The following is a 20,319-nucleotide window of genomic DNA, read 5'->3' as shown; positions in this document are numbered from 1 at the left end:
GTTGCTGGCACGTAGGATCAAACGGGGACATGTCCCCGGTTATTCCCGTGATGGAAGGAGGCCGGTGTGCGCGCCGACGCCCGACGCAACCGCGCTGCCGCCCTGGCCGCCGCGGAAGCGGTGTATGCCGAGCAGGGTGTCGAGGTGTCACTCAACGAGATCGCCCGTAGGGCAGGGATCGGCAACGCGACGCTGTACCGGCACTTCCCGACCCGTGAGGAACTGCTGTCGGAGGTCTACGCGGGGCAACTCGAGCGCTACTGCGCGATCGCCGAACAGGCCGCGAGCGCCGACGACCCGGTGGCCGCGTTGCGCGACTGCGTCACTGCCACGGGTGCGTTGCAGGCCACCAATCGGGGCCTTGCGGACCTGCTCGCGTCACTGCAGCCGATGTCGGCACATGTCGAGGATCTGCGGCACCGCCACCACGGCGCCATCGCCACCGTGTTCCGCCGCGCCGTGGACAGCGGCGAGGTCCGCGCCGACCTGTCGCCTGCCGACCTGGCAGTGCTGCTGATCGCCAACGCCGGGCTGATCCATCGGACCATCGACGACGCGCCGCGCTCCAGCGCCCGGTTGGTCGGGCTGTGGCTGGCCGGCGTGACCGCCCACGAGAGTGTCGGCGTGCCGCCCGCCCCGACCGATCCTCAGATCCGTCGCGCGTTGGGGGACTCGGGTGTCAGATCCGCGGGATCTCCGCGTTGATCCGGGTCAGCAGTTGCGGATAGCGTTTGGCCTCGCGGTGGCTGCCCGGCTTGCCGCTGCTGACCACCGCCACCGACAGCGCCCGCTGCGGGTCGGCCCACACCGCGATGTCGGTCAGCCCGGTGTGGCCGAAGGCTCCGTCGGCGTCCCGGCCGAACGGCCCGAACCGCTTGGACCCCAACATGTATCCGGTGCCCCACCGCATCGGCGCCAGCCCGGTCGCCAGATCCGGCCGGAGCCGGCGGGCGGGTCTGGTCGCGGCGTAGAGGGTTTCCGGCTTGAGCACCCGAACACCATCGAGTTCCCCGCCGCGGCAAAGGATCTCGGCGAAACGGGACAGCTCGTTGGCGTTGGACACGGTGTTCGAGGACGGGATGACACCGGTGAGGAACCGGGGCGTGTTCGAGAACGGGATGATCTGTTGCGGGGTGCCGCCGACCGCGGTCTTGAACGCCTTGGCGATCGGCGCGGGCAACGGCTTTCCGGTGACGTGGCTGGGCGCGACCAGCGCGACATCCTGCGGTGCGACACCGTAGTTGGTCCACCGGAACCCGAGCGGCTCGAGGATCTCCTCGGCCAGGATGTCGCGGATGCTGCGGCCCGTGGCGGCCGAGATGATCTCGCGCATCAGCGGTCCCCACGTGACGCCGTGGTAGATGTGGATCAGCCCCGGCGGGTAGACCGGCTTCATCCGGCCCAGCATCTCGCGGGTGTACTCGCTGTCGTCCATCCGCTTGAGGTCGGGCCGCGGGCCCGTCGCGAACGGGATGCCCGCGCTGTGGGTCAGCACGTGGCGGATGGTGGTGCGGTCCTTGCCGTGGCTGGTGTAGCCGGGCAGGTACTCGCACACCCGGTCCTCCAGCGAGAACGCCCCCCGCTCGACCAGCATGTGGGTCACCGTGGTGGTGATCGCCTTGGCCGCCGAGTACACGCAGAACGGTGTGTCGGTGCGCACCGGGACGTCGTCCCAGGCGTGCCCGATGGCCCGGTCGAGGATGACCCGACCGTCCCGGCGCAGGCAGACCTGGATGGCGGGCTGCATGCCCGCCCGGTACCAGTGCACCGCGGCGTCCCAGATCCGTTCGATCGCGGCGGGGTCGACGCCGGTGTGGTCCTCGGCCCCGACCGCGGTGACGGCTGCCAGGTCGTCGGTCAGCGCGGGCCCCCGGAGAACATGCCGCTGCCGATCGCCTGGGTGAGTTGCCCCAGCAGTTCGCCGGGTCCCGGCTCGGGCGGCATCGGCGCATTGGTCAGCTGCCACACCTGGCAGTCACTGGTGGTGAACGTGGTGTCGGTCGGCATGATCTGCACGAACGCGGGCTTCTTGGTCAGTCGGTTGTCGACCATCTTGTCCCCGACGCTGCGCTTCCAGTAGCACGCGCCGCCGTCGACCGGCCCCGCGGACTGGTACACGCCCGGCAGGATGTCGGCACCCACGGCATACGAGCCGCTCGCCTCGATCGTGGTCTTCGGTCCCTCGGCGGGCTGGGCCCCGGCCACCGCTGCGGTCGCGCCCCAGCTCACGAGCATCGCGGCCGCTACCGCTGCCGTCGTCGTCAGCCTCATAGGAAGTCAGTCTAAGTGCTGCGGCGGCGGGGCAGAACCCGCCGCCGCAGCGTCGTCGCGATGATCAGCCGGCCATGAACGTGTCGTAGGCCGTCTGCAGCTCTACCGGCAGCACGGTGATGTTGCAGTTGCGCTGCGCGTCACCGATCGGGGCGAGGATGCCCCGCAGGTCGTAGTACTCCGCCGGGTTGGCGGTGAAGTAGCCCCGCAGGTTCGCCTCGGCCTCGGGCCGCGGCTGGTTCATCGCCGCGGTGACGGCCTGGTTGGCGCCCGGGTGGGTGTCGAGGTACTGACGCGCCTGACCGGTCACCGAGCTGACGGTGCCGGTGAGTGAGCTGGCGTTGCACTCGGCCGGCTGGGCGCCCGCCATCGGTGCCGCCACGGTTGCCGCGGCCACGCCGCCGAACAGACATGCCGCCCCGACGCCGGCCAGGGCGCGCCGGCTTGCGCGCACGGTCATTCCAGTGAATTTCATGTTGTTTGGGTCCTTCGAATCTTGGATCGGTTACTGCTTCCCCCGCCTGAAATCCAAGGTAACCGAGATCTGAAGTGCTCAAACGTAACTCGTTGTGCCGACGGCGTTCTCCGGTCGAACGTTACATTCTCCGGGCGTGACATCGGACTCAATTCGGTCCGTCTGCGGCCGAATTCCAGCCATATCCGTCGGTAAACTCTGAAACCTCTCAGAATTTGCCGCCATTGCTTAAATGATCGTGATCTGGGTCGTCACCGAATTGTGATCGAGCAAATGCCGCGCGGACGCGAGATAGGTTGGTGATCGTGAAACTGGACCTGCTCACGCCCGGCATCGAGGTCGGCCTCGTCACCACCGACCCGGAGCCGATGATCGCCTTCTACGAAGGATTCCTCGAGCTCGAGCCGCAGGGCGAGATCGAATTCGACGGCGGCTCGCAGCGCCGCTACTCACTCGGCGGCAGCGTGCTCAAACTCGTCACCTACACCACACCGCCGCCGGCCCCGGCCGCACCGGGCGGCGGCCGCACCCAGGCGGGGCTGCGCTACTTCACGATCGGCGTCAACGGACTGCGCGAGGTCGCCGCCGAATTCGAGGCGTCCGACTACGAGGTGGTGGAGCCGCTCACCGAGTTCGCGCCCGTGCCGGGCATGGGCTGGATGTTCGTCGCCGATCCGGACGGCAACCACCTCGAGCTGTTCGGGACGCTCTGACATGGCCTACCCGTACCCGCCCGGCACCCCGGCCCCGGTCCCGACCTGCTACCGGCACCCGGACCGGCAGACCTATGTCCGCTGCACCCGCTGCAACCGCTACATCTGCCCGGAATGCATGCACAGCGCCGCGGTGGGCCACCACTGCGCCGACTGTGTCTCGGCCGGCGCCCAGACCGTGCGCCCGGTCACCAACGCGGTCGGCGCCAGAGTGGCCCGGTCGACGACGCCGCTGGTGACGTATGTGCTGATCGCGGTCAACCTGGTCATGTTCGCGTTGCAGATGGCCTCGCCGAACCTCGAACGTGCGCTGGGGCTGTGGCCGCCGGCCGCCGCCGACGGCGAGTTGTACCGACTGGTCACCTCGGCGTTCCTGCACTTCAGCGTCACCCACATCGCGTTCAACATGCTGGCGCTCTACTTCGTGGGCCCGCCGCTGGAGCACGCGCTCGGCCGGTTGCGGTTCGTCGCGTTGTATCTGCTCAGCGCGCTGGGCGGGTCGGTGCTGGTGTACCTGCTGACCTTCAACGCGCTGACCGCCGGCGCCTCCGGTGCGGTGTTCGGGCTGTTCGGCGCGACGTTCGTGGTGGGCCGCAAGCTGAACATGGATGTGCGCTCGGTGTTGGCGATCATCGGGCTGAACCTGGCGTTCACCTTCCTGATCCCGCTGTTCACGTCGCAGAACATCAGCTGGCAGGGCCACATCGGTGGGTTGGTGACCGGGGCGGTGGTGGCCGCGGCGTTCGTCTACGCCCCCCGGAAGCAGCGCAACCTGGTGCAGGCGGGCGCGGCGGCCGGCCTGCTGGTGCTGTTCGTCGTGCTGGTGATCTGGCGCACGGCGGAATTGCGGACGATGCTCGGGCTCGCCTGACCGGGCCCGCAACCGAAATCGGGTATGAGTGGTTGATGCTCGGCATACCCGAACGCATCCGCGCGTGCCTGTTCGACCTCGACGGCGTGCTGACCGACACCGCAAGCGTGCACCGCCGGGCCTGGAAGGCGATGTTCGACGAGTACCTGCGCGACACCGGACAGCAGGGCGAGCCGTTCGTGCCGTTCGACGCCGGCGCGGACTACGAGCGCTACGTCGACGGAAAACCGCGCCTCGACGGGATCCGCTCGTTCCTGGACAGCCGCGGGCTCACCGCCGACGACGAGACGGTGACCAGGCTGGGGGAGCGCAAGAACCTGATGTTCAACGAGAGCCTGCGCCGCGACGGCGTCACCGTGTTCGAGGGGTCGCGACGGTATCTGCAGGCGGTCACCGACGCGGGGCTGCGGCGCGCGGTGGTCTCGTCGAGCGCCAACACCCGGGAAGTGCTTGCGCTGACCGGACTCGACGTCTACATCGAGGCGCGGGTCGACGGCGTGACTCTGCGGGAGGAGCACCTGCCCGGCAAGCCGGCGCCGGATTCGTTCCTGCGTGCCGCCGAACTGCTCGACGTCGCGCCGGCCGAGGCGGCCGTGTTCGAGGATGCGTTGTCCGGGGTGGCCGCCGGGCGTGCGGGCGGATTCGGCCTGGTGGTCGGTGTGGACCGGACAGGACAGTCAGAAGCGTTGCGGGACAACGGCGCCGATATCGTCGTCACCGACCTCGGGGAGTTGCTCCGACCATGATGATCACCGACGACGCCTTCCCCGTCGAGCCTTGGTGTGTCCGGGAGACGAAGCTGCGGCTGGATCTGCTGCCGCAGACCGAGTCGCTGTTCGCACTGTCAAACGGGCACATCGGGTTACGTGGCAATCTCGACGAGGGTGAGCCGCACGGGCTGCCCGGCACCTACCTGAACGGGTTCTACGAGACCCGGCCGCTGCCGTACGCGGAGGCGGGGTTCGGTTATCCCGAGGACGGGCAGAGCATCGTCGACGTCACCAACGGCAAGCTGATCAGGCTGCTGGTCGACGACGAGCCCTTCGACGTCCGGTACGGCCAACTGCATTCGCACGACCGAAGTCTGGATCTCCGTGCGGGCACGCTGACCCGGACCGCGGACTGGACGACCCCGGCCGGCAGCCGGGTCCGGGTGCGCAGCACGCGGTTGGTGTCGCTGGCCCAGCGCAGCCTGGCGGCCATCGAGTACATCGTCGAGGCCGTCGACGACGTGCTGCTGACGGTGCAGTCGGAGCTGGTCGCCAACGAGGACCAGCCGTCGTCCTCGGCCGATCCGCGCGTCGCCGCGGTACTGACCACGCCGCTGGAGGCGATGCAGCACGAGGTCAGCGAGCGCGGTGCCATGCTGATCCACCGCACCCGGTCCAGTGATCTGACGATGGCCGCGGCGATGGACCATGTCGTCGAGGGACCCGGCCGGGTCGACGTCAGCGGCGACGCGGGCGACGACTGGGCCAGGACCACGGTGGTCACCGCACTGAAAGCCGGTGAGCGGCTTCGTCTGGTCAAGTACCTGGCCTACGGATGGTCGAGCCTGCGGTCACGTCCGGCGCTGCGCGATCAGGTGGCCGCCGCCATCGCCGGCGCCCGCTACACGGGGTGGGACGGACTGGTCCGGTCCCAACGCGAATACCTCGACGAATTCTGGGATTCCGCCGACGTGGAGGTCGAGGGCGACGCCGACTGCCAGCAGGCCGTGCGGTTCGGCTTGTTCCACGTGCTGCAGGCCAGCGCCCGCGCCGAGCGGCGCGCCATCGCGGGCAAGGGCCTGACCGGGACCGGCTACGACGGCCATGCCTTCTGGGACACCGAGGGATTCGTTCTTCCGGTGCTGACCTACACCGCTCCGCGCGCTGCCGCCGACGCGCTGCGCTGGCGGGCCTCCACGCTGGAGTTGGCGCGGGAACGTGCCAGCGAGCTGGATCTGCGGGGCGCCAGCTTTCCGTGGCGCACCATCCAGGGTGAGGAGTGCTCCGCGTACTGGCCGGCGGGCACGGCCGGATTCCACATCAACGCCGACATCGCGATGGCGTTCGACCGCTACCGGGTGGTGACCGGCGACGACTCCCTGGAAAAGGAGTGCGGGCTGACCGTTCTCGTCGACACCGCCCGGCTGTGGATGTCGCTGGGGCACCACGACCGCTACGGGCGGTGGCGCATCGACGGCGTCACCGGACCCGACGAGTACACCGCGGTCGTGCGCGACAACGTGTTCACCAACCTGATGGCCGCGGCCAACCTGCGGATCGCGGCCGACGCGTGCACCCGCCGGCCGGAGGCCGCCGTCGAACTCGGTGTCGACAACGAGGAGACCGCTTCGTGGCGGGACGCGGCCGCGGCCGTGCACATCCCCTACGACGACGAACTGGGTGTGCACCCGCAGTGCGAGGGATTCACCCTGCTGCGGGAGTGGGACTTCCGGGCCAACACCAGATACCCGCTGCTGCTTCATGAACCGTACGTCCGGCTCTATCCCGCGCAGGTGATCAAACAGGCCGACCTGGTGCTGGCGATGCAGTGGCAGAGCCATGCGTTCACCCCGGAGCAGAAGGCCCGCAACGTCGACTACTACGAACGCCGGACCACCAGGGACTCCTCGCTGTCGGCGTGCACCCAGGCGGTGATGTGTGCCGAGGTGGGCCACATGCAGCTGGCACACGACTACGCCTACGAAGCGGCGCTGATCGACCTGCGCGACCTGCACAACAACACCGGCGACGGCCTGCACCTGGCCTCGCTCGCGGGCAGCTGGACGGCGCTGGTCGCCGGGTTCGGCGGGCTGCGCGACGACCAGGGGATGCTGGAGCTGGACCCGCACCTGCCCGACGGGATCACCCGGCTGTGTTTCCGGTTGCGCTGGCGCGGTTTTCGCGTCACGGTCGCCGCCGACCACCAGACGGTCACCTACACCCTGCGGGACGGGCCGTGGGGCGCGCTGACCATCCGGCACGCCGGCGAGCCACTGGAGCTCAGCACCGAGCACCCCACCGAGGTGCCGGTGCGGCCGCGCGTTCCGCTGCTGCCCCCGCCCCCGCAGCCGCCGGGCCGTGAACCGTTGCGCAGGCGCACAACCGACCAGCAGGACTGACCGATGTCCTCCCCGGTGGACGACGCGCTGGACGAGCTCTACTCGGCGGCGCCCGGGGAATTCACGCAGGTACGGAAGAGGCTGGCCGCCGCCGCGAAGAAGAGCGGTGACGCGGATGCGGCGCGCCGCATCAGCTCCAGCCGCAAACCCACGACGGCCGCCTGGGTGGTCAACGCGCTGGTGCTGGGCGGCGCCGCGCGGTCGACGCTCGCCGACCTCGGTGCCCGACTGCGCGCGGCCCATGCCGCGATGGACGGCGCGGAGATCCGCGCGCTGACATCAGAACAGCGCAGGCTGGTCGACGACCTCACCCGCACCGCGCTGCGGCAGGCCGGCATCGCTTCGCCGCCCGCGGCGCTGCGCGAGGACGTGACGTCGACGCTGCAGGCCGCGATCGCCGATCCCGAGGTGACCGTGCGGCTCGGCCGGCTCAGCAAGGCCGAACAGTGGTCCGGCTTCGGCGATTTCGGGTCCAGCGCCGCGGTGTCGGGCGGGTCCGGGCCACGGGAGAAGACGCCGGTGAAGCCGGCCCCGACGAAGGCGAGCTCACGGGAGGCGCGGGCCGCGGTGGCCGCCGCCGAACGGGCCCGGTCCGAGGCCGACGCCGCGTTGAGCGAACTGCAGTCCGATCTGGCCCGGGCGCGTCTGCGCCGCGACGACGCCCGGCGCCGGCTGGCGGACGCCGAACAGGCGCTTGACGGCGCCGAACAGGCCCTGGTCGCCGCCGAGGACGCCTACGCCGCAGGCAAACAGGCCAGCCGGGATGCCGCTGAGGCGGTGAAAGCGGCGAAGCGATAGGTTGCCCCCAGCGCCGCGTCGAACAGCACGCGGTAAGCGAAATGCTCAGCGGCACGCTTAATTTCGGGGGTTCGACTATGGAGACCGACATCCGCCGGGTGGTCACCGGCGCGTCCATCGGGAACGCCGTCGAGTGGTTCGACTTCGCGATCTACGGGTTCCTGGCCACCTTCATCGCCGCGCACTTCTTCCCCGCGGGCAACGAGACCGCCGCTCTGCTCAACACCTTCGCGATCTTCGCCGCGGCGTTCTTCATGCGGCCGCTCGGCGGCTTCTTCTTCGGCCCGCTCGGTGACCGCATCGGCCGCCAGAAGGTGCTGGCGGTGGTCATCCTGCTGATGTCGGCGGCAACGCTGTGCATCGGTCTGCTGCCGACCTACGACAGCATCGGGGTCGCCGCGCCGCTGCTGCTGCTGCTGTTCCGCTGCCTACAGGGCTTCTCGGCAGGCGGCGAATACGGCGGTGGCGCGGTGTATCTGGCGGAGTTCGCCCGCGACGACCGCCGGGGTCTGACGATCACCTTCATGGCGTGGTCCGGGGTGCTGGGCTTCCTGCTGGGCTCGGTCACGGTGACCCTGCTGCAGGCGCTGCTGTCCGCCGAGGCCATGGAGAGCTTCGGCTGGCGCATCCCGTTCCTGATCGCCGGGCCGCTGGGGCTGGTGGGGCTCTACATCCGCCTGCGGCTGGGCGACACCCCGCAGTTCGCCGAGCTGACCAAGGCCGACAAAACCGCGGATTCCCCGCTGCGCGAGGCGATCAGCTCCTCCTGGCGCCAGATCCTGCAAGTGATCGGCCTGTTCATCGTGTTCAACATCGGCTACTACGTGGTGTTCACGTTCCTGCCGACGTATTTCATCAAGACGCTGGGCTTCTCCAAGTCGCTGTCGTTCACCTCGATCACGCTGGCCTGCCTGGTCGCGCTGGTGCTGATCCTGCCGCTGGCCGCGTTGTCGGACCGGGTCGGGCGGCGCCCGCTGCTCATCGGCGGCGCGGTGGCGTTCGTGGTGCTCGGCTACCCGCTGTTCCTGCTGTTGACGTCCGGGTCGCCGGGTGCGGCCATCGCCGCGCACTGTGTGCTGGCGGCGATCGAGTCGGTGTACATCTCCTGCGCGGTGTCGGCCGGCGTCGAACTGTTCGCCACCCGGGTCCGGTTCAGCGGATTCTCGGTGGGTTACAACGTCTGCGTCGCGGTGTTCGGCGGCACCACGCCCTACGTCGTCACCTGGCTCACCGCCGCCACCGGGAACCCGATCGCGCCGGCCTTCTACCTGATGGCGGCGGCCGTGTTGTCCCTACTCACGGTGCTGACCCTGCGGGAGTCGGCCGGCCGAGCACTGACGCAGGTACCCCAGACGCAGTGATGACACCTCGCCGTGCCACTGGGATGTGCTGTCCGCCAACGTTTCACCGCTGGGCAGGGGCCGGGAAGTTCACCACGTCCCACGCCAGCGGCAGTTGGTCCGTGCGCTCGCCCGGCTGTGGTCCCCGCACGAGCAGCGGACCGTCAGGCCCGTCGCCGATCGATCCGACGAAGGTGAACCGGTCGATCTCGAACGGCACGTTGTCACTGGAGAGCGGCACCGGGGCACGCATGACGTGGAAGTGCAGATGGGCTTCGGTGGTGTTGCCGGAGTTGCCGAGGCGTCCGATGACCTGGCCGCGGGTGACCTTGTCCCCGACCTTCACCGATGTCGAGTCCGGGAGCATGTGCGCGTAGAGGGCGAAGTTGCCGTCGCCGATGTCGAGGATGACGTGATTGCCGCCGAGTTCCTCGAAGGATTGGTCGGGCGTGACGACCTGCGGGGCCGCGTCCCGGTAGCCGCCGGACACCGCCGCGACCGTGCCGTCGGCCACGGCCAGTAGCGGAGCGCCGTAGGCGAGGTAATCCGCGTTGCGCGTGCCGTCACCGGTGTGGGTGGTGGCCGGGCCGGCCGGGTCGACACGCACCCAGTCGATGGCATAGCGTTCGCTGCCGCTGAGCCTCCCGCCCACGCCTATGACGGCTCCACGGTGCGTCGAGACGGTGCAGCACGCATTACCGGCCACCCAGCCGTCGCCCTCCAAGGGCGGCCCGATCACCACCGGCGACCCCGTGCCGGTGCGGACCGGTCCGCCGATCTGGGTGACGGAGTCCGGGTACCTCGAGCTCACCGCGTGATACTCCGGTGCCGCCGCACCGAGCGTGACGGTCAGTCGGTGCGTGACCTCGGCGGGCACCTGCGCGAGCGTGTCGTAGACGTCGTCGAGCACCAGCACCGCGGTGCGCCCTGCGGGGATCTCGGTGACGGGATCGGGCAGCAGATTGGGCACAAGCAGCGTTCGTTCCACGATCTCGCGCTGGGAGACCGTCGTGACGGTGGCGCCGTCGGGCCCGTCGGCGAGGGTCTCCAGCTTCGTGATCGTCGCGGGCCGGAATCCGGAATTGAGCACCGAGAGCTCATAGGCCACATGGACCTTGCCGTCAGTGCCGGTGACCGGGATGGGGTCGGGGCCGAGCGTTGTGATGACCAGTGGTGCCACCACGTCGACGTCGACGGGATAGCCGGGCGGGATACCCCCGCGAGCGTCGGCGACCGGGGTCGGACTCGACCCGGCGGGTTCGACAGAGGTGGGTTCAACAGGGGTCGAGCACGCTGCCAGGAGTGCGGCACAGGCGAGCAGAAGGGTCGGTGACGTTCGCATGGGACTACTTGCCTCGCCGGTCAGTCGTGCGCGATGAGAAGGTGATCGGTGCCCCTTGTGGGAGGTGGATGCCGTCGAACGGTGGCCTCGCCGCGGAAGCCTAGCCGCCGATTCGGCCGATCGGGTGTCATTGCACAACAAGATCAACCGGGTGATGACCGCCCCATCGGACGGGGTCCACCGCGCCGCGTCGCGCGACCTGCAATTGCCCGACGTGGGTTTGCCGGAACCCGGCTAGGGTGGGCTCAGTCATCCACGGAGGGGAGACCCGCAGATGAAGCTCCAGGTATTGCCCTACGTCACCGTCGAGGTCGACGACCGGCTCCGTCGCCGGCTGCGCCTGGTCGGGGACAAATTCCGGGTCACCGTCCGCGCCTACCTGCGCAGCGCGGCCGACGACGTCGACGCCGCGGGAGATCGCGTCAGTGGGCTCTGTGACCGCGCCGTGCACCGGGTGGACTCCGCGGTGGCGCGGGTCAACGACCGGATCGCGCCGACCGGGTCCGATTCGCGGACGGACCGGGGGGCCGCCCCGGACGGGACGGCCCCACGTCTGCGCGTCGTCGACGGACGCGCGTCCTAACGGGTCGGACTCAGGTCCGGACGCGGCCGCCGACGAAGAACGATCCGGCGAGCACCACCAGGCCGACGACGGTCACCGGGATGGCCCAGGCGCGGCGCGACGACAGCGCCGACTCGCACGAGGCCGCGTAGTCGGTGTGCGGGACGATCTCATTGAGCACCGGCAGGTTGGCCAGATTGCCGCTGTCGGCGTCGCGTGCCTGGGAAAGGTCCGCGGCGATGCCGTTACCGCAACTGATGCTGCCTTCGGGGCCTGGGATCGACACCGGCACCAACAGGGCGATGATGCCTGCCAGCAACACTGCCACCCCGGCGATCATGATCATCCGTCTCGCGTTCATGGCCGCATTCATGCCCCAGTTCCCCGCTGCCGAAACAAGATCGATCACATTTTGAGACGGACCACACTGCGCGCGGCGCTGCCGGGTGTGCTGTCCTTGTCGGGTGATCGGGCATGGCCTTACCGTGCTGCTGGCGTTTCTCGCGGCGGTGTTCCTCGCAATCGGGATCGTGGTACGGCAGCGAGCCACCCTGGACGTACCTGCCGAGCACGGCGTCAGCGTGGTGATGTTCCAGACGCTGCTGCGCAGGCCGCTGTGGTGGGCGGGCACCGCGGCGGCGATCGCGGGTTTCGTGTTCCAGGCGCTCGCCCTGGCCAACGGGTCGCTGCTGCTCGTGCAGCCGATCCTGGTGTCGGCGCTGCTGTTCGCACTGCCGCTGAGCGCCCGGCTGGCGCACCGGCGGGTCACCCGCGCCGAGTGGGCCTGGGCGGTGCTGCTCACCGTCGCGCTGGCGGTGTTCGTGGTGCTGGCCAAGGCCAGCCCCGGCGACTACGAGGCGTCGCTGTCCACCTCGGCGGTGGTCGCGGTGGTCTGCACCGCCGCGGTGCTGGCCTGCGTGATCGTCGCGACCCGCGTCATCGGGTGGATCCGTGCGGTGCTGCTGGCAGTCGCGGTCGGGGTGCTGTTCGGCGTCGTCGCGGTGCTGACGAAACTGGTCATGCACCTGCTGACCCACGAGGGCCTCACCGTGGTGCTGACCACCCCGGTGGTCTACCTGCTGATGGTGCTGGGCGTGGTGGCGGTGCTGCTGCAGCAGTCGTCCTTCCACGCCGGGTCGCTACAGACCTCGGTGCCCACCATGCTGGTGCTCGAACCGCTGGTGGCCGTCGGCCTCGGGGCGGTGGTGCTGGGTGAGCATCTCGAAGTCGGCCGGTGGGACGCGGTCGCGCTGGTGGTGGCGACGATGGCGATGGTCGCGGGCACCATCGCGCTGGGCCGCGACGAGGGGGCCTACGAGGAGCAACTGGAGGCCGGTGCGGCGGGCCGGGCCGACAAAGCTCAGGCGGCGTCGGGCAACGTGTAGCCCCGGTCGCGGGCGACCTCGGCCAGTTTGTCGCGCAGCTGTTTGCGGCCCCGGTGCAGCCGGGACATCACGGTGCCGATCGGCACGTTGGTCAGTGCGGCGATCTCCTTGAACTTGCGGCCCTCGACATCGGCGTAATAGACCGCGGTGCGGTACTTCTCGGGCAGTGAGCGCATCGCGTCCGCGATCGCGGGGTCGCTGGCGTTCGCCAGGGCCATCTCCTCGGTGGAGGACGGGCCCCCGCTGCTGCGCCGGCTGTGCGCGAACAGCTGGCCGTCGGTGAACTCGTCGGTGAACTGCAGCATCGGCCGGTGCTGCTGTCTGCGGTAGGCGCTGATGTGGGTGTTGAGCATGATCCGGTACAGCCAGCCCACGAGGTTGGTGCCCTCGCGGAAGCTGTCGAAGGCCGCGTAGGCCTTGGCCGCGGTCTCCTGGAGGAGGTCCTCGGCGTCGGCGTGATCACGGGTCAGTTTGTAGGCGTGCCGGTACAGGTCAGCGATCAGCGGTATCGCATCACGCTCGAAGCGGACGGTGAGCTGGGCGTTCAGGGCGGCGATGGGCATGTCTCGACTGTCCCTCCGCGGGGGCCGCGCAGTCTTCCCGGCTGACCCCCAAATCGGCTCCGGAGAACCGCACCACGCCTTACCGGTTAACCCCCAGACCAGGAGGACCAGCGGCGGATCTCGACGGTGACCACCGGCCCGTTGAGTTCCACCCGCTGATACTGGTGGTACTTCGCGCGCAGCGCGGCATAGCCGGTGGCCATCTCCACGCCGCTGTGGTGGATCGTCGCGACACCGTCGACGCGCACCCACCACAGCCGGGACCAGTCGTCGTCGTAGTGGTCGACGAGCAGGCTGACCGCCGGGTTGCGCTCGATGTTGACCAGCCGCCGCAACCGCTGGGTGGTCTTGGGTTTGGCGTCGACCGCCGTGTACAGGACGTCGTCCCGGTGCTCGGGCAGTGCGAAGACGACCGGCACCAGGTGGGGCACCGCGTCAGGTCCGGCCGTGGCCAGCATCGCCACCGGCGCGGCGGTGAACGCGGCGATAACGTCCCGGTTCTCGGCTTCGGTCATCGTCCCAGGGTAGGGTGCGCACTGCTGGTCGGATTCGTTCACTGCGGAGTCGTGGGGCGGTAACCGCTGAGCCACTGCGCAGCCTCCTGCTCATCGGAAGGTTCGGCAATGAACACCTCACGCAACACCCCAGGGCACAAACCGATGTCCCGGGTGCTCGCTCTCGCCGCGTCGGCGCTGCTGGTCGGTGGCGCCGTGGCCTGCGCGCCGCCCGAGAAGGACAACTCGAACGCCCAGACTGAGTCCGGGGTGAACGCCGCTGCGGCCACCTCGGCGCAGGACTTCGGCGGGATGGACGGCCTGATCGAAGCGGCCAAGGCCGAGGGCGAGCTCAATGTGATTGCGCTGCCGCCGGATTGGGCCAACTACGGCGAGATCATCACGGCCTTCTCCGAGAAGTACGGCATCAAGGTGAACTCCGCGCAGCCGGATGCGTCCAGCCAGGACGAGATCAACGCCGCCAACCAGCAGAAGGGCCGCAGCACCGCCCCGGACGTGTTCGACCTCGGCCAGTCCGTCGCGCTGGCCAACAGCGCGATGTTCGCGCCGTACAAGGTCGAGACGTTCGACGACATCCCGGTCGCGTTCAAGGATCCCGACGGCACCTGGGTCAACGACTACGGCGGCTACATGTCGATCGGCTTCGACACCTCCAAGGTGCCCCCGGTGACCCGGGTCGACGATCTGCTCAAGCCCGAGTACCGCGGCAAGGTCGCGCTCAACGGCGACCCGACCCAGGCCGGCGCGGCGTTCTCCGGGGTGCTGATGGTGGCGCTGTCGCAGGGCGGTTCGGCCGACGACATCGCTCCCGGTGTGGAGTTCTTCGGAAAGCTCAAGCAGGCGGGCAACTTCCTGCCCGTGGACCCGACGCCGGCCACCATCGAATCCGGACAGACGCCGGTGGTGATCGACTGGAACTACACGAATTCCGCGCAGACCGCGAAACTGCCGTCCTGGACGGTGCTGGTGCCGCCGGATCAGGCCGTGGCCGGCTACTACTACCAGGCGATCAACAAGGACGCACCGCATCCGGCCGCTGCCCGGCTGTGGCAGGAGTTCCTCTACAGCGACGAGGGCCAGAACCTGTACGCCAAGGGCGGGGTCCGGCCGGTGCGGGCGGACAACATGCTCGCCGACGGCACCCTCGACTCGGCGGTCGCCGCGGCGCTGCCCGTGGTGGACGGGCCGGTGACTGTGCCGACCCCCGAGCAGACCGAGGCCGCGTCGAAGTACCTGGCGGAGAACTGGGCCGCCGCGGTCGGCTGAGGTCGACGCCTGTGAGTCTTGCGCGCCGGCTGCGTGATTCGCTGCCGCTGCTACCGTTCCTGACCGTCGTCGTCATCTTCCTGATCATCCCGACGGTCACCGTGGTGGTGGGCGCGGTGTACGCCGACGGGGTTTTCAGCCTGGACCGCATCGCCGCGCTGTTCAGCGGCACCGCGCTGTCTGCGCTGCGCGACAGCGTGCTGCTCTCCGGCGCGACCGCGCTGATCGGCGCCGTCCTCGGGGCGGTGATGGCGTGGCTGATCGTCAGCAGCCCGCCGGCCTCGATGGTGCGCCGCGCGGTGCTGTCGCTGTGCAGCGTGCTGGCCCAGTTCGGCGGTGTCGCACTGGCATTCGCGTTCCTGGCGACGATAGGTCTGAACGGTGTGCTCACCCTGTGGGTGCAGCAGATGTTCGGGTTCAATCTGGCAGGCTCGGGCTGGCTCTACGGGCTGAGCGGGCTGATCCTGGTGTACACGTATTTCCAGATCCCGTTGATGGTCATCGTGTTCATCCCGGCGCTGGAGGGGCTGCGCGAGCAGTGGCGCGAGGCCGCGGTGAGCCTGGGGGCCTCGACCTGGGCGTACTGGCGCGAGGTGGCGATCCCGCTGCTGACGCCGGCGTTCCTGGGTTCGGCACTGTTGTTGTTCGCCAACGCATTCGCCGCCTACGCCACCGCGGCGGCGCTGGTCAGCTAGGGCAGCCCGATCCTGCCTCTGCTGATCCGCGCGTCGCTGGTCAGCGAGGTCGTGTTGGGCCAGGCCGGGTTCGCCTACGCGCTGGCACTGGAGATGATCGTCGTGGTGGCCCTGGTGATGGTCGCCTACAACCTGCTGGTACGCCGCAGTTCGAGGTGGTTGTCGTGAGGGCCGGATCATGAGAACTGTTGTGCGGGGCGCGCTGTGGGTGCTGTTCGGGCTGTTCTTCCTGTTCCCGCTCTACGCGATGGCCGACTTCTCCACCCGCAACCTGATCGCCGGTGGGCGTACCTGGCAGGCGTGGGCGAACCTGGTCGCCGACGAGGCGCTCTACCAGTCGATCGTGGTGTCGCTGCTACTGGCGGTGCTGACGGTGGCCGCGATGCTGGTGCTGTTGGTCCCGACCATGATCTGGGTGCGGTTGCGCGCACCGTGGGCCAAGGGGCTGGTGGAGTTTCTCTGCCTGCTGCCCTTGACGATCCCGGCGCTGGTGATCGTCGTCGGGTTGCGCAACGTCTACCTGTGGGTGACCTACCTGCTCGGGGAGTCCGCGCTGACCCTGACGTTCGTCTACGTCGTCGTCGTGCTGCCGTTCGCCTACCGGGCCATCGACGCCGCGCTGTCGGGGATCGACCTGCAGACGCTGGCCGAGGCGGCCAGGTCGCTGGGCGCCGGGTGGCTGACCACGATCACCCGGGTGGTGGTGCCCAACATCTGGTCGGGCATCCTGTCGGCCGCGTTCATCTCGATCGCGGTGGTGCTCGGCGAGTTCACCATCGCGTCGTTGTCGGGTTACGAGACACTGCAGGTCCAGATCGTGCTCATCGGCAAGAGCGACGGTCCGACCTCGGTGGCGGCGTCGCTGGCGACGCTTTTGTTCGGTTTTGTGCTGCTGCTGATCCTGTCCCTGGTCACCCGTGGCCGGCGGGGCGGCAAGACCCCGGGAGTGACCACATGACCAACGACGGTGTCGCCGTCCAGCTCACTGATCTGACCCGGGTGTACGGGTCGACCCGCGCACTCGACGGCCTGACGCTGCACATCGAACCCGGCGAGCTGGTCGCGCTGCTGGGCCCGTCGGGCTGTGGGAAGACCACGGCGCTGCGCATTCTGGCGGGCCTCGACGAAGCCACCTCGGGCACGGTGTCGGTCGGCGGCGTGGACATCAGCCGGGTGCCTGCGAGCAAGCGCGACATGGGCATGGTGTTCCAGGCCTACAGCCTGTTCCCGCACCTGACTGTGCTGGACAACGTCGCCTTCGGCTTGAAGATGCGGGGGAAAGGCAAGCGGGACAGGCTTTCCCGGGCGTCCGACATGCTGGACCTGGTGGGCCTGGGCGCGCTGGGCGGGCGCTACGCCAAGGAACTGTCGGGCGGGCAGCAGCAGCGCGTCGCGCTGGCCCGCGCGCTGGCGATCCAGCCGCGGGTGCTGCTGCTCGACGAACCGCTGTCAGCGTTGGACGCCAAGGTGCGCACCCAGCTGCGCGACGAGATCCGGCGCGTGCAGCTCGACGTCGGCACTACCACGTTGTTCGTCACCCACGACCAGGAGGAGGCGCTGGCGGTGGCCGACCGGGTCGGGGTGATGAACCAGGGCAGGCTCGAACAACTGGCCGCGCCGGCCGACCTGTACGCCAACCCGGCCACCCCGTTCGTCGCCGACTTCGTGGGGCTGAACAACAAGGTGCCGGCCACGGTGTCCGGCGGCACCGCGACCCTGCTCGGGGTGTCGGTGGCGGCGCTGCCCGGCTCGGTCGAGGGGCCGGGGCTGGCGATGGTGCGCCCCGAGGCGGTGACCGTCACCGCCGATCCCGCCGGCGCCGCGACCGTCAGCGCGGTGTCGTTCCTCGGGGCGATCTCGCGGGTGCACCTGGCGCTGCCCGACGGCTCGGTGCTCAGCGCCCAGCTGTCCAGTTCGGTGGCGCGGGGGTTCGCGCCCGGTGACCCGGTGACCGTCGGTATCGAGCCGGGGGGAGTGCTCGTCACAGGTCGCCCCTAGACGGCGGCGACGGGTCCGCGCGGGTTGGCGTCCCACGCGCCCCACGTATCCACGTTTTGCAGGGAAAGTACGAGTGGGGACCTGCCAAATGTGGATGTGTGTGACGGGTGGGTCAGCCACGTGCCCCGCGGAGGCCGTCAGACGTCCTTGACGGGCTCGATCCCCAGGTCGCGGTAGGTGACCAGCGCGTGGAACGGCACGTTGCGCCGGGCGAAGCGTGCCGCGGCGACGTCACCGCGGTCGACCATCGGGATCACGCCGGTGACCACCACCCCGAGCGGGGCGATGCGCTCCAGCGCGAGCTCGGTGGACCCGCCGGTGCTGATGACGTCGTCGACGAGCAGCACGCGCATCCCGGGTTCCAGGCGGGTGCCCTCGACCCACTGCTCCCTGCCGCGCTTCTTCTGCTCCTTGCGCACCGAGAACCACGCCTTGCCGGTGACCATCGCGACGCCGTGCGCCAGCGGGTCGGCGCCCATCGTCAGGCCGCCCACGGCGTCGAACTCGATGCCGTTGGCCGCGGCGAGGTCGGCGACCGCGCGGGACACGATGGTCAGCCGCTCCCCGGTGTCGACGGCGTACTTGCCGTCGATGTAGTCGTGACTGAGCTGGCCGCTGGCCAACTTGAACGGCTCCTCGCGCCGTTCGTGACCACGCGTGCGGATCAGGTCGAACGCGGCCTGCCAGGTCGGCGGGCGGTCGTTCACGGTCGACATCGCATCAGCCTCCTCGGGCCATCTTCACCAATTCGACCGCAGCCGAACGTAACTCGTCGATAGAGTCGATAGGTCGGGGGTAGCCGACGCGGGTGTAGGCCATCCCGCGCGGGGTGTCCAGTCGGAGATCCAGCCCGTAGCGGTCGGCGCCGGTGCACACCGCCGACTCGGTGTCGGGGTATCCGCCGAGGGCCCGGGCCATGGCGGCCAGCGAATCGGCGTGGTCGGCGTTGAGGTGGGCGATCGCCCCGGCCGCGCGCGGGGCCACCGGGTCGGGTTGGGCTGCGGTGTAGTCCCGGCCGGTGGCGGAGTCCATCCGGCCGTATCCGCCGACCCAGCGCACCCGGTCCACCCGCAGCACCCACAGCGTGAAGTCGCTGTAGTCCAGGTAGTACTTCGCGGCGGCGACGGCGCCCAGGTGCGCCTCGCGGGCGGCGTCGCGTTCGGCGCCGACGGGCGCCTCGACGTGCCCGGCCAGCGTGACCCGGCCGCTGGCCAGCGGGTCGGCGTCGGTGGACGGCGCGGTGATCGCGATGCTCGCCCGCGGGTCGGTGGCCAGATTGCGACCGTGTTCGGCCAGGTTGGACACGCACAGCACCGGGGCGCCCTCGAGCAGCCCGTAGGTGACGAACGACGCCCACGGGTCGCCGTCGGCGGTCAGCGTTGCCAGCGTGCCGGTGTTCGTCGACGCCGCGATGGTCCTGGCCTCTTCGGCCGCCGACGGCCGCCTCGCGGGGGCGGGCTCCGTCAGCGGGGGCGGGACGGTGGGAGCATCACCCGGGTCTCCGTGGTCACGAGGGGGGCCGGCAGACGTCACGACGGCACCTTATCCTGCCACCCGGAGCCCGCCGCAAACTGACGCTGGCGTCGATTTGAAACTGTCCGATCGGGGCGGCCCCCTTGCGCCGATGTGCGAGAATTGCAACCGAATTCACCGTTCGCGTAAAGCGACGGACCCTCCGGAGATGGAGGCGCCATGGTCGGGCCCGTTGTGCGCGCCGCCGCGGTCGCCGGCGTGCTCACCGTGACCGCCGTGCTGGGTGGCGTGGCCGCAGTTCCGGTCGCCGCCGACCCCGGGGACTCCGACGTCTCCAGCCAGAGCACCGACGATCCCGGCACCGGACCGGACACCGGCGACGGCGGCTCGTCCAACGAACCCGAGGCGCCCACCGAACCCACCCAGACCGTGCCGGACGAGGACCCCGTCGTCGAGGAGCCGACCGAGACGCACGAGCCAGAGCCTGAGCCCGTGCCCGAGGTGAGCACCGGTGGCGGTAATAACCGGGAGAACTCGGTTGTCGAGCCGCCGCCTCCGCCTCCGCCGCCACCACCTCCGCCTGCGCCGCGCCAGGTGCCTGGCGCGAACTCGATCAAGGTGCCCATCGTCCGGTTGCCCGGTCCGGGCGAGATCCCGTTCGGCGCCTGGCCGACACCGTCGACGTTCTACACCACCTTCCCGATCAAGGTGCCGACGCTGACCGAGTTCCTGCGCGCGCTGAAGATCGTGCCCGCTCCGGCGCCGGCGCCCGGGCCCACCTTCCGCACCCAACAGGAGGCGCCGGTGGCCGACGCGACCTCGGGCACCACGACCGGGGGAGGCGTCGGCGGCAGCGGTGGCGGCGGTGCCTACCCGGAGGCGTTCGTGTTCCGGGCCCCGCTGGTGACGGTGCCGCGCGCAGGCACCATCGCGGGTCGACCGC

General features: G+C 69.7%; 22 protein-coding genes and 1 pseudogene. 14 read left to right on the top strand and 9 right to left on the bottom strand.

Annotated elements, in window-relative coordinates; all coding sequences use genetic code 11:
- Positions 1–66 precede the first annotated feature (66 nt).
- A complete protein-coding gene (locus MVA01S_RS15510; protein WP_003931395.1) occupies positions 67–705 on the top strand; it encodes a TetR/AcrR family transcriptional regulator in 639 nt (212 codons plus the stop codon).
- Here the strand turns inward: MVA01S_RS15510 and lipE are convergent.
- The 3 genes from lipE to MVA01S_RS15495 form a co-directional block, all read right to left on the bottom strand.
- Entirely contained in the window at positions 680–1,861 is a 1,182-nt protein-coding gene (gene lipE, locus MVA01S_RS15505) for a lipase LipE (protein ID WP_081529103.1), read from the bottom strand. The two genes, MVA01S_RS15510 and lipE, sit on opposite strands and share 26 nt — an antisense overlap.
- The gene (locus tag MVA01S_RS15500; protein WP_040541720.1) at positions 1,858–2,271 is read right to left on the bottom strand and encodes an Rv1352/Rv1906c domain-containing protein; all 414 of its coding nucleotides are present in this window, start codon (positions 2,269–2,271) and stop codon (positions 1,858–1,860) included. The genes lipE and MVA01S_RS15500 overlap by 4 nt, the downstream gene beginning before the upstream one ends.
- Before the next feature lie 64 nt (positions 2,272–2,335).
- Positions 2,336–2,746: a heme-binding protein gene (locus MVA01S_RS15495; protein ID WP_040541718.1), complete on the bottom strand. Its 411-nt coding sequence runs from the start codon at positions 2,744–2,746 to the stop codon at positions 2,336–2,338.
- 299 nt (positions 2,747–3,045) lie between these two features.
- Between MVA01S_RS15495 and MVA01S_RS15490 the strand changes: the two genes are divergently transcribed.
- The 6 genes from MVA01S_RS15490 (at position 3,046) to MVA01S_RS15465 (ending at position 9,598) form a co-directional block, all read left to right on the top strand.
- On the top strand, positions 3,046–3,459 hold the full coding sequence (locus MVA01S_RS15490; RefSeq protein ID WP_003931391.1) for a VOC family protein: 414 nt from the start codon (positions 3,046–3,048) through the stop codon (positions 3,457–3,459).
- Between the two features lies 1 nt (position 3,460).
- Complete coding sequence (locus tag MVA01S_RS15485) at positions 3,461–4,330, top strand: rhomboid family intramembrane serine protease (RefSeq protein WP_003931390.1); 870 nt, start codon at positions 3,461–3,463, stop codon at positions 4,328–4,330.
- Positions 4,331–4,365: 35 nt separating this feature from the next.
- Positions 4,366–5,076: a beta-phosphoglucomutase family hydrolase gene (locus MVA01S_RS15480; protein ID WP_003931389.1), complete on the top strand. Its 711-nt coding sequence runs from the start codon at positions 4,366–4,368 to the stop codon at positions 5,074–5,076.
- Positions 5,076–7,439, top strand: coding sequence for a glycoside hydrolase family 65 protein (locus MVA01S_RS15475; RefSeq protein WP_040541866.1), 2,364 nt, complete (start codon positions 5,076–5,078; stop codon positions 7,437–7,439). Before MVA01S_RS15480 ends, MVA01S_RS15475 begins: the two co-directional genes overlap by 1 nt.
- Before the next feature lie 3 nt (positions 7,440–7,442).
- A complete protein-coding gene (locus MVA01S_RS15470) occupies positions 7,443–8,237 on the top strand; it encodes a hypothetical protein (protein WP_040541716.1) in 795 nt (264 codons plus the stop codon).
- A 77-nt stretch (positions 8,238–8,314) separates the two neighbouring features.
- Positions 8,315–9,598 (top strand): MFS transporter, encoded by a 1,284-nt coding sequence (locus tag MVA01S_RS15465; protein WP_003931386.1) that lies wholly within the window; start codon positions 8,315–8,317, stop codon positions 9,596–9,598.
- 43 nt (positions 9,599–9,641) lie between these two features.
- Here the strand turns inward: MVA01S_RS15465 and MVA01S_RS15460 are convergent, their stop codons facing one another.
- Positions 9,642–10,919, bottom strand: coding sequence for a M23 family metallopeptidase (locus tag MVA01S_RS15460; protein WP_003931385.1), 1,278 nt, complete (start codon positions 10,917–10,919; stop codon positions 9,642–9,644).
- 274 nt (positions 10,920–11,193) lie between these two features.
- On the opposite strand from MVA01S_RS15460, the gene MVA01S_RS15455 reads away from it, so the two are divergent.
- Positions 11,194–11,502: a hypothetical protein gene (locus tag MVA01S_RS15455; RefSeq protein WP_003931383.1), complete on the top strand. Its 309-nt coding sequence runs from the start codon at positions 11,194–11,196 to the stop codon at positions 11,500–11,502.
- A gap of 10 nt (positions 11,503–11,512) precedes the next feature.
- Here MVA01S_RS15455 and MVA01S_RS15450 read toward each other — a convergent pair whose 3' ends face one another.
- A complete protein-coding gene (locus MVA01S_RS15450; protein ID WP_040541864.1) occupies positions 11,513–11,842 on the bottom strand; it encodes a hypothetical protein in 330 nt (109 codons plus the stop codon).
- A gap of 103 nt (positions 11,843–11,945) precedes the next feature.
- On the opposite strand from MVA01S_RS15450, the gene MVA01S_RS15445 reads away from it, so the two are divergent.
- Positions 11,946–12,866 (top strand): DMT family transporter, encoded by a 921-nt coding sequence (locus MVA01S_RS15445; protein ID WP_040541715.1) that lies wholly within the window; start codon positions 11,946–11,948, stop codon positions 12,864–12,866.
- Here MVA01S_RS15445 and MVA01S_RS15440 read toward each other — a convergent pair.
- Together MVA01S_RS15440 and MVA01S_RS15435 are read right to left on the bottom strand one after the other, a co-directional pair.
- Positions 12,842–13,429, bottom strand: a complete 588-nt coding sequence (locus MVA01S_RS15440) for a sigma-70 family RNA polymerase sigma factor (RefSeq protein ID WP_003931380.1) — start codon at positions 13,427–13,429, stop codon at positions 12,842–12,844. The two genes, MVA01S_RS15445 and MVA01S_RS15440, sit on opposite strands and share 25 nt — an antisense overlap.
- Positions 13,430–13,515: 86 nt before the next feature.
- A complete protein-coding gene (locus tag MVA01S_RS15435; protein WP_040541714.1) occupies positions 13,516–13,944 on the bottom strand; it encodes a TIGR03668 family PPOX class F420-dependent oxidoreductase in 429 nt (142 codons plus the stop codon).
- A 108-nt stretch (positions 13,945–14,052) separates the two neighbouring features.
- On the opposite strand from MVA01S_RS15435, the gene MVA01S_RS15430 reads away from it, so the two are divergent.
- The 4 genes and pseudogenes from MVA01S_RS15430 to MVA01S_RS15415 all read left to right on the top strand — a co-directional run bounded on the left by MVA01S_RS15430 (position 14,053) and on the right by MVA01S_RS15415 (position 17,903).
- On the top strand, positions 14,053–15,210 hold the full coding sequence (locus tag MVA01S_RS15430) for an ABC transporter substrate-binding protein (RefSeq protein ID WP_003931378.1): 1,158 nt from the start codon (positions 14,053–14,055) through the stop codon (positions 15,208–15,210).
- A gap of 11 nt (positions 15,211–15,221) precedes the next feature.
- Positions 15,222–16,073, top strand: a pseudogene (locus MVA01S_RS15425) (ABC transporter permease).
- Between the two features lie 10 nt (positions 16,074–16,083).
- Entirely contained in the window at positions 16,084–16,863 is a 780-nt protein-coding gene (locus MVA01S_RS15420; RefSeq protein ID WP_040541712.1) for an ABC transporter permease, read from the top strand.
- Positions 16,860–17,903 (top strand): ABC transporter ATP-binding protein, encoded by a 1,044-nt coding sequence (locus MVA01S_RS15415; RefSeq protein WP_003931375.1) that lies wholly within the window; start codon positions 16,860–16,862, stop codon positions 17,901–17,903. Before MVA01S_RS15420 ends, MVA01S_RS15415 begins: the two co-directional genes overlap by 4 nt.
- Before the next feature lie 137 nt (positions 17,904–18,040).
- Here MVA01S_RS15415 and MVA01S_RS15410 read toward each other — a convergent pair whose 3' ends face one another.
- Together MVA01S_RS15410 and MVA01S_RS15405 are read right to left on the bottom strand one after the other, a co-directional pair.
- Positions 18,041–18,619 carry an orotate phosphoribosyltransferase gene (locus MVA01S_RS15410; RefSeq protein WP_003931374.1) on the bottom strand — a complete coding sequence of 193 codons (579 nt, stop codon included), beginning with the start codon at positions 18,617–18,619 and terminating at the stop codon, positions 18,041–18,043.
- A gap of 4 nt (positions 18,620–18,623) precedes the next feature.
- Entirely contained in the window at positions 18,624–19,436 is an 813-nt protein-coding gene (locus MVA01S_RS15405; protein ID WP_003931373.1) for a HugZ family pyridoxamine 5'-phosphate oxidase, read from the bottom strand.
- 159 nt (positions 19,437–19,595) lie between these two features.
- Between MVA01S_RS15405 and MVA01S_RS30880 the strand changes: the two genes are divergently transcribed.
- The coding region (locus tag MVA01S_RS30880) for a hypothetical protein (RefSeq protein WP_060941629.1) at positions 19,596–20,319 on the top strand (724 nt) is incomplete at its 3' end.

This window comes from Mycolicibacterium vaccae NBRC 14118 = CIP 105934 (assembly GCF_001552715.1).
Classification (GTDB): domain Bacteria; phylum Actinomycetota; class Actinomycetes; order Mycobacteriales; family Mycobacteriaceae; genus Mycobacterium; species Mycobacterium vaccae.
This window is presented reverse-complemented; position numbering and strand designations above follow the sequence as displayed.

Excerpts from the sequence above, each read along its gene's own strand:
- MVA01S_RS15465 (WP_003931386.1), top strand. The coding sequence starts at position 8,315 with ATGGAGACCGACATCCGCCGGGTGGTCACCGGCGCGTCCATCGGGAAC.
- MVA01S_RS15455 (WP_003931383.1), top strand. The coding sequence starts at position 11,194 with ATGAAGCTCCAGGTATTGCCCTACGTCACCGTCGAGGTCGACGACCGG.
- MVA01S_RS15480 (WP_003931389.1), top strand. The coding sequence starts at position 4,366 with ATGCTCGGCATACCCGAACGCATCCGCGCGTGCCTGTTCGACCTCGAC.
- MVA01S_RS15495 (WP_040541718.1), bottom strand. The coding sequence starts at position 2,746 with ATGAAATTCACTGGAATGACCGTGCGCGCAAGCCGGCGCGCCCTGGCC.
- MVA01S_RS15410 (WP_003931374.1), bottom strand. The coding sequence starts at position 18,619 with ATGTCGACCGTGAACGACCGCCCGCCGACCTGGCAGGCCGCGTTCGAC.
- MVA01S_RS15420 (WP_040541712.1), top strand. The coding sequence starts at position 16,084 with ATGAGAACTGTTGTGCGGGGCGCGCTGTGGGTGCTGTTCGGGCTGTTC.
- MVA01S_RS15470 (WP_040541716.1), top strand. The coding sequence starts at position 7,443 with ATGTCCTCCCCGGTGGACGACGCGCTGGACGAGCTCTACTCGGCGGCG.
- MVA01S_RS15460 (WP_003931385.1), bottom strand. The coding sequence starts at position 10,919 with ATGCGAACGTCACCGACCCTTCTGCTCGCCTGTGCCGCACTCCTGGCA.
- MVA01S_RS15500 (WP_040541720.1), bottom strand. The coding sequence starts at position 2,271 with ATGAGGCTGACGACGACGGCAGCGGTAGCGGCCGCGATGCTCGTGAGC.
- MVA01S_RS15475 (WP_040541866.1), top strand. The coding sequence starts at position 5,076 with ATGATCACCGACGACGCCTTCCCCGTCGAGCCTTGGTGTGTCCGGGAG.
- MVA01S_RS15450 (WP_040541864.1), bottom strand. The coding sequence starts at position 11,842 with ATGAACGCGAGACGGATGATCATGATCGCCGGGGTGGCAGTGTTGCTG.
- MVA01S_RS15430 (WP_003931378.1), top strand. The coding sequence starts at position 14,053 with ATGAACACCTCACGCAACACCCCAGGGCACAAACCGATGTCCCGGGTG.
- MVA01S_RS15415 (WP_003931375.1), top strand. The coding sequence starts at position 16,860 with ATGACCAACGACGGTGTCGCCGTCCAGCTCACTGATCTGACCCGGGTG.
- MVA01S_RS15440 (WP_003931380.1), bottom strand. The coding sequence starts at position 13,429 with ATGCCCATCGCCGCCCTGAACGCCCAGCTCACCGTCCGCTTCGAGCGT.
- MVA01S_RS15485 (WP_003931390.1), top strand. The coding sequence starts at position 3,461 with ATGGCCTACCCGTACCCGCCCGGCACCCCGGCCCCGGTCCCGACCTGC.
- MVA01S_RS15435 (WP_040541714.1), bottom strand. The coding sequence starts at position 13,944 with ATGACCGAAGCCGAGAACCGGGACGTTATCGCCGCGTTCACCGCCGCG.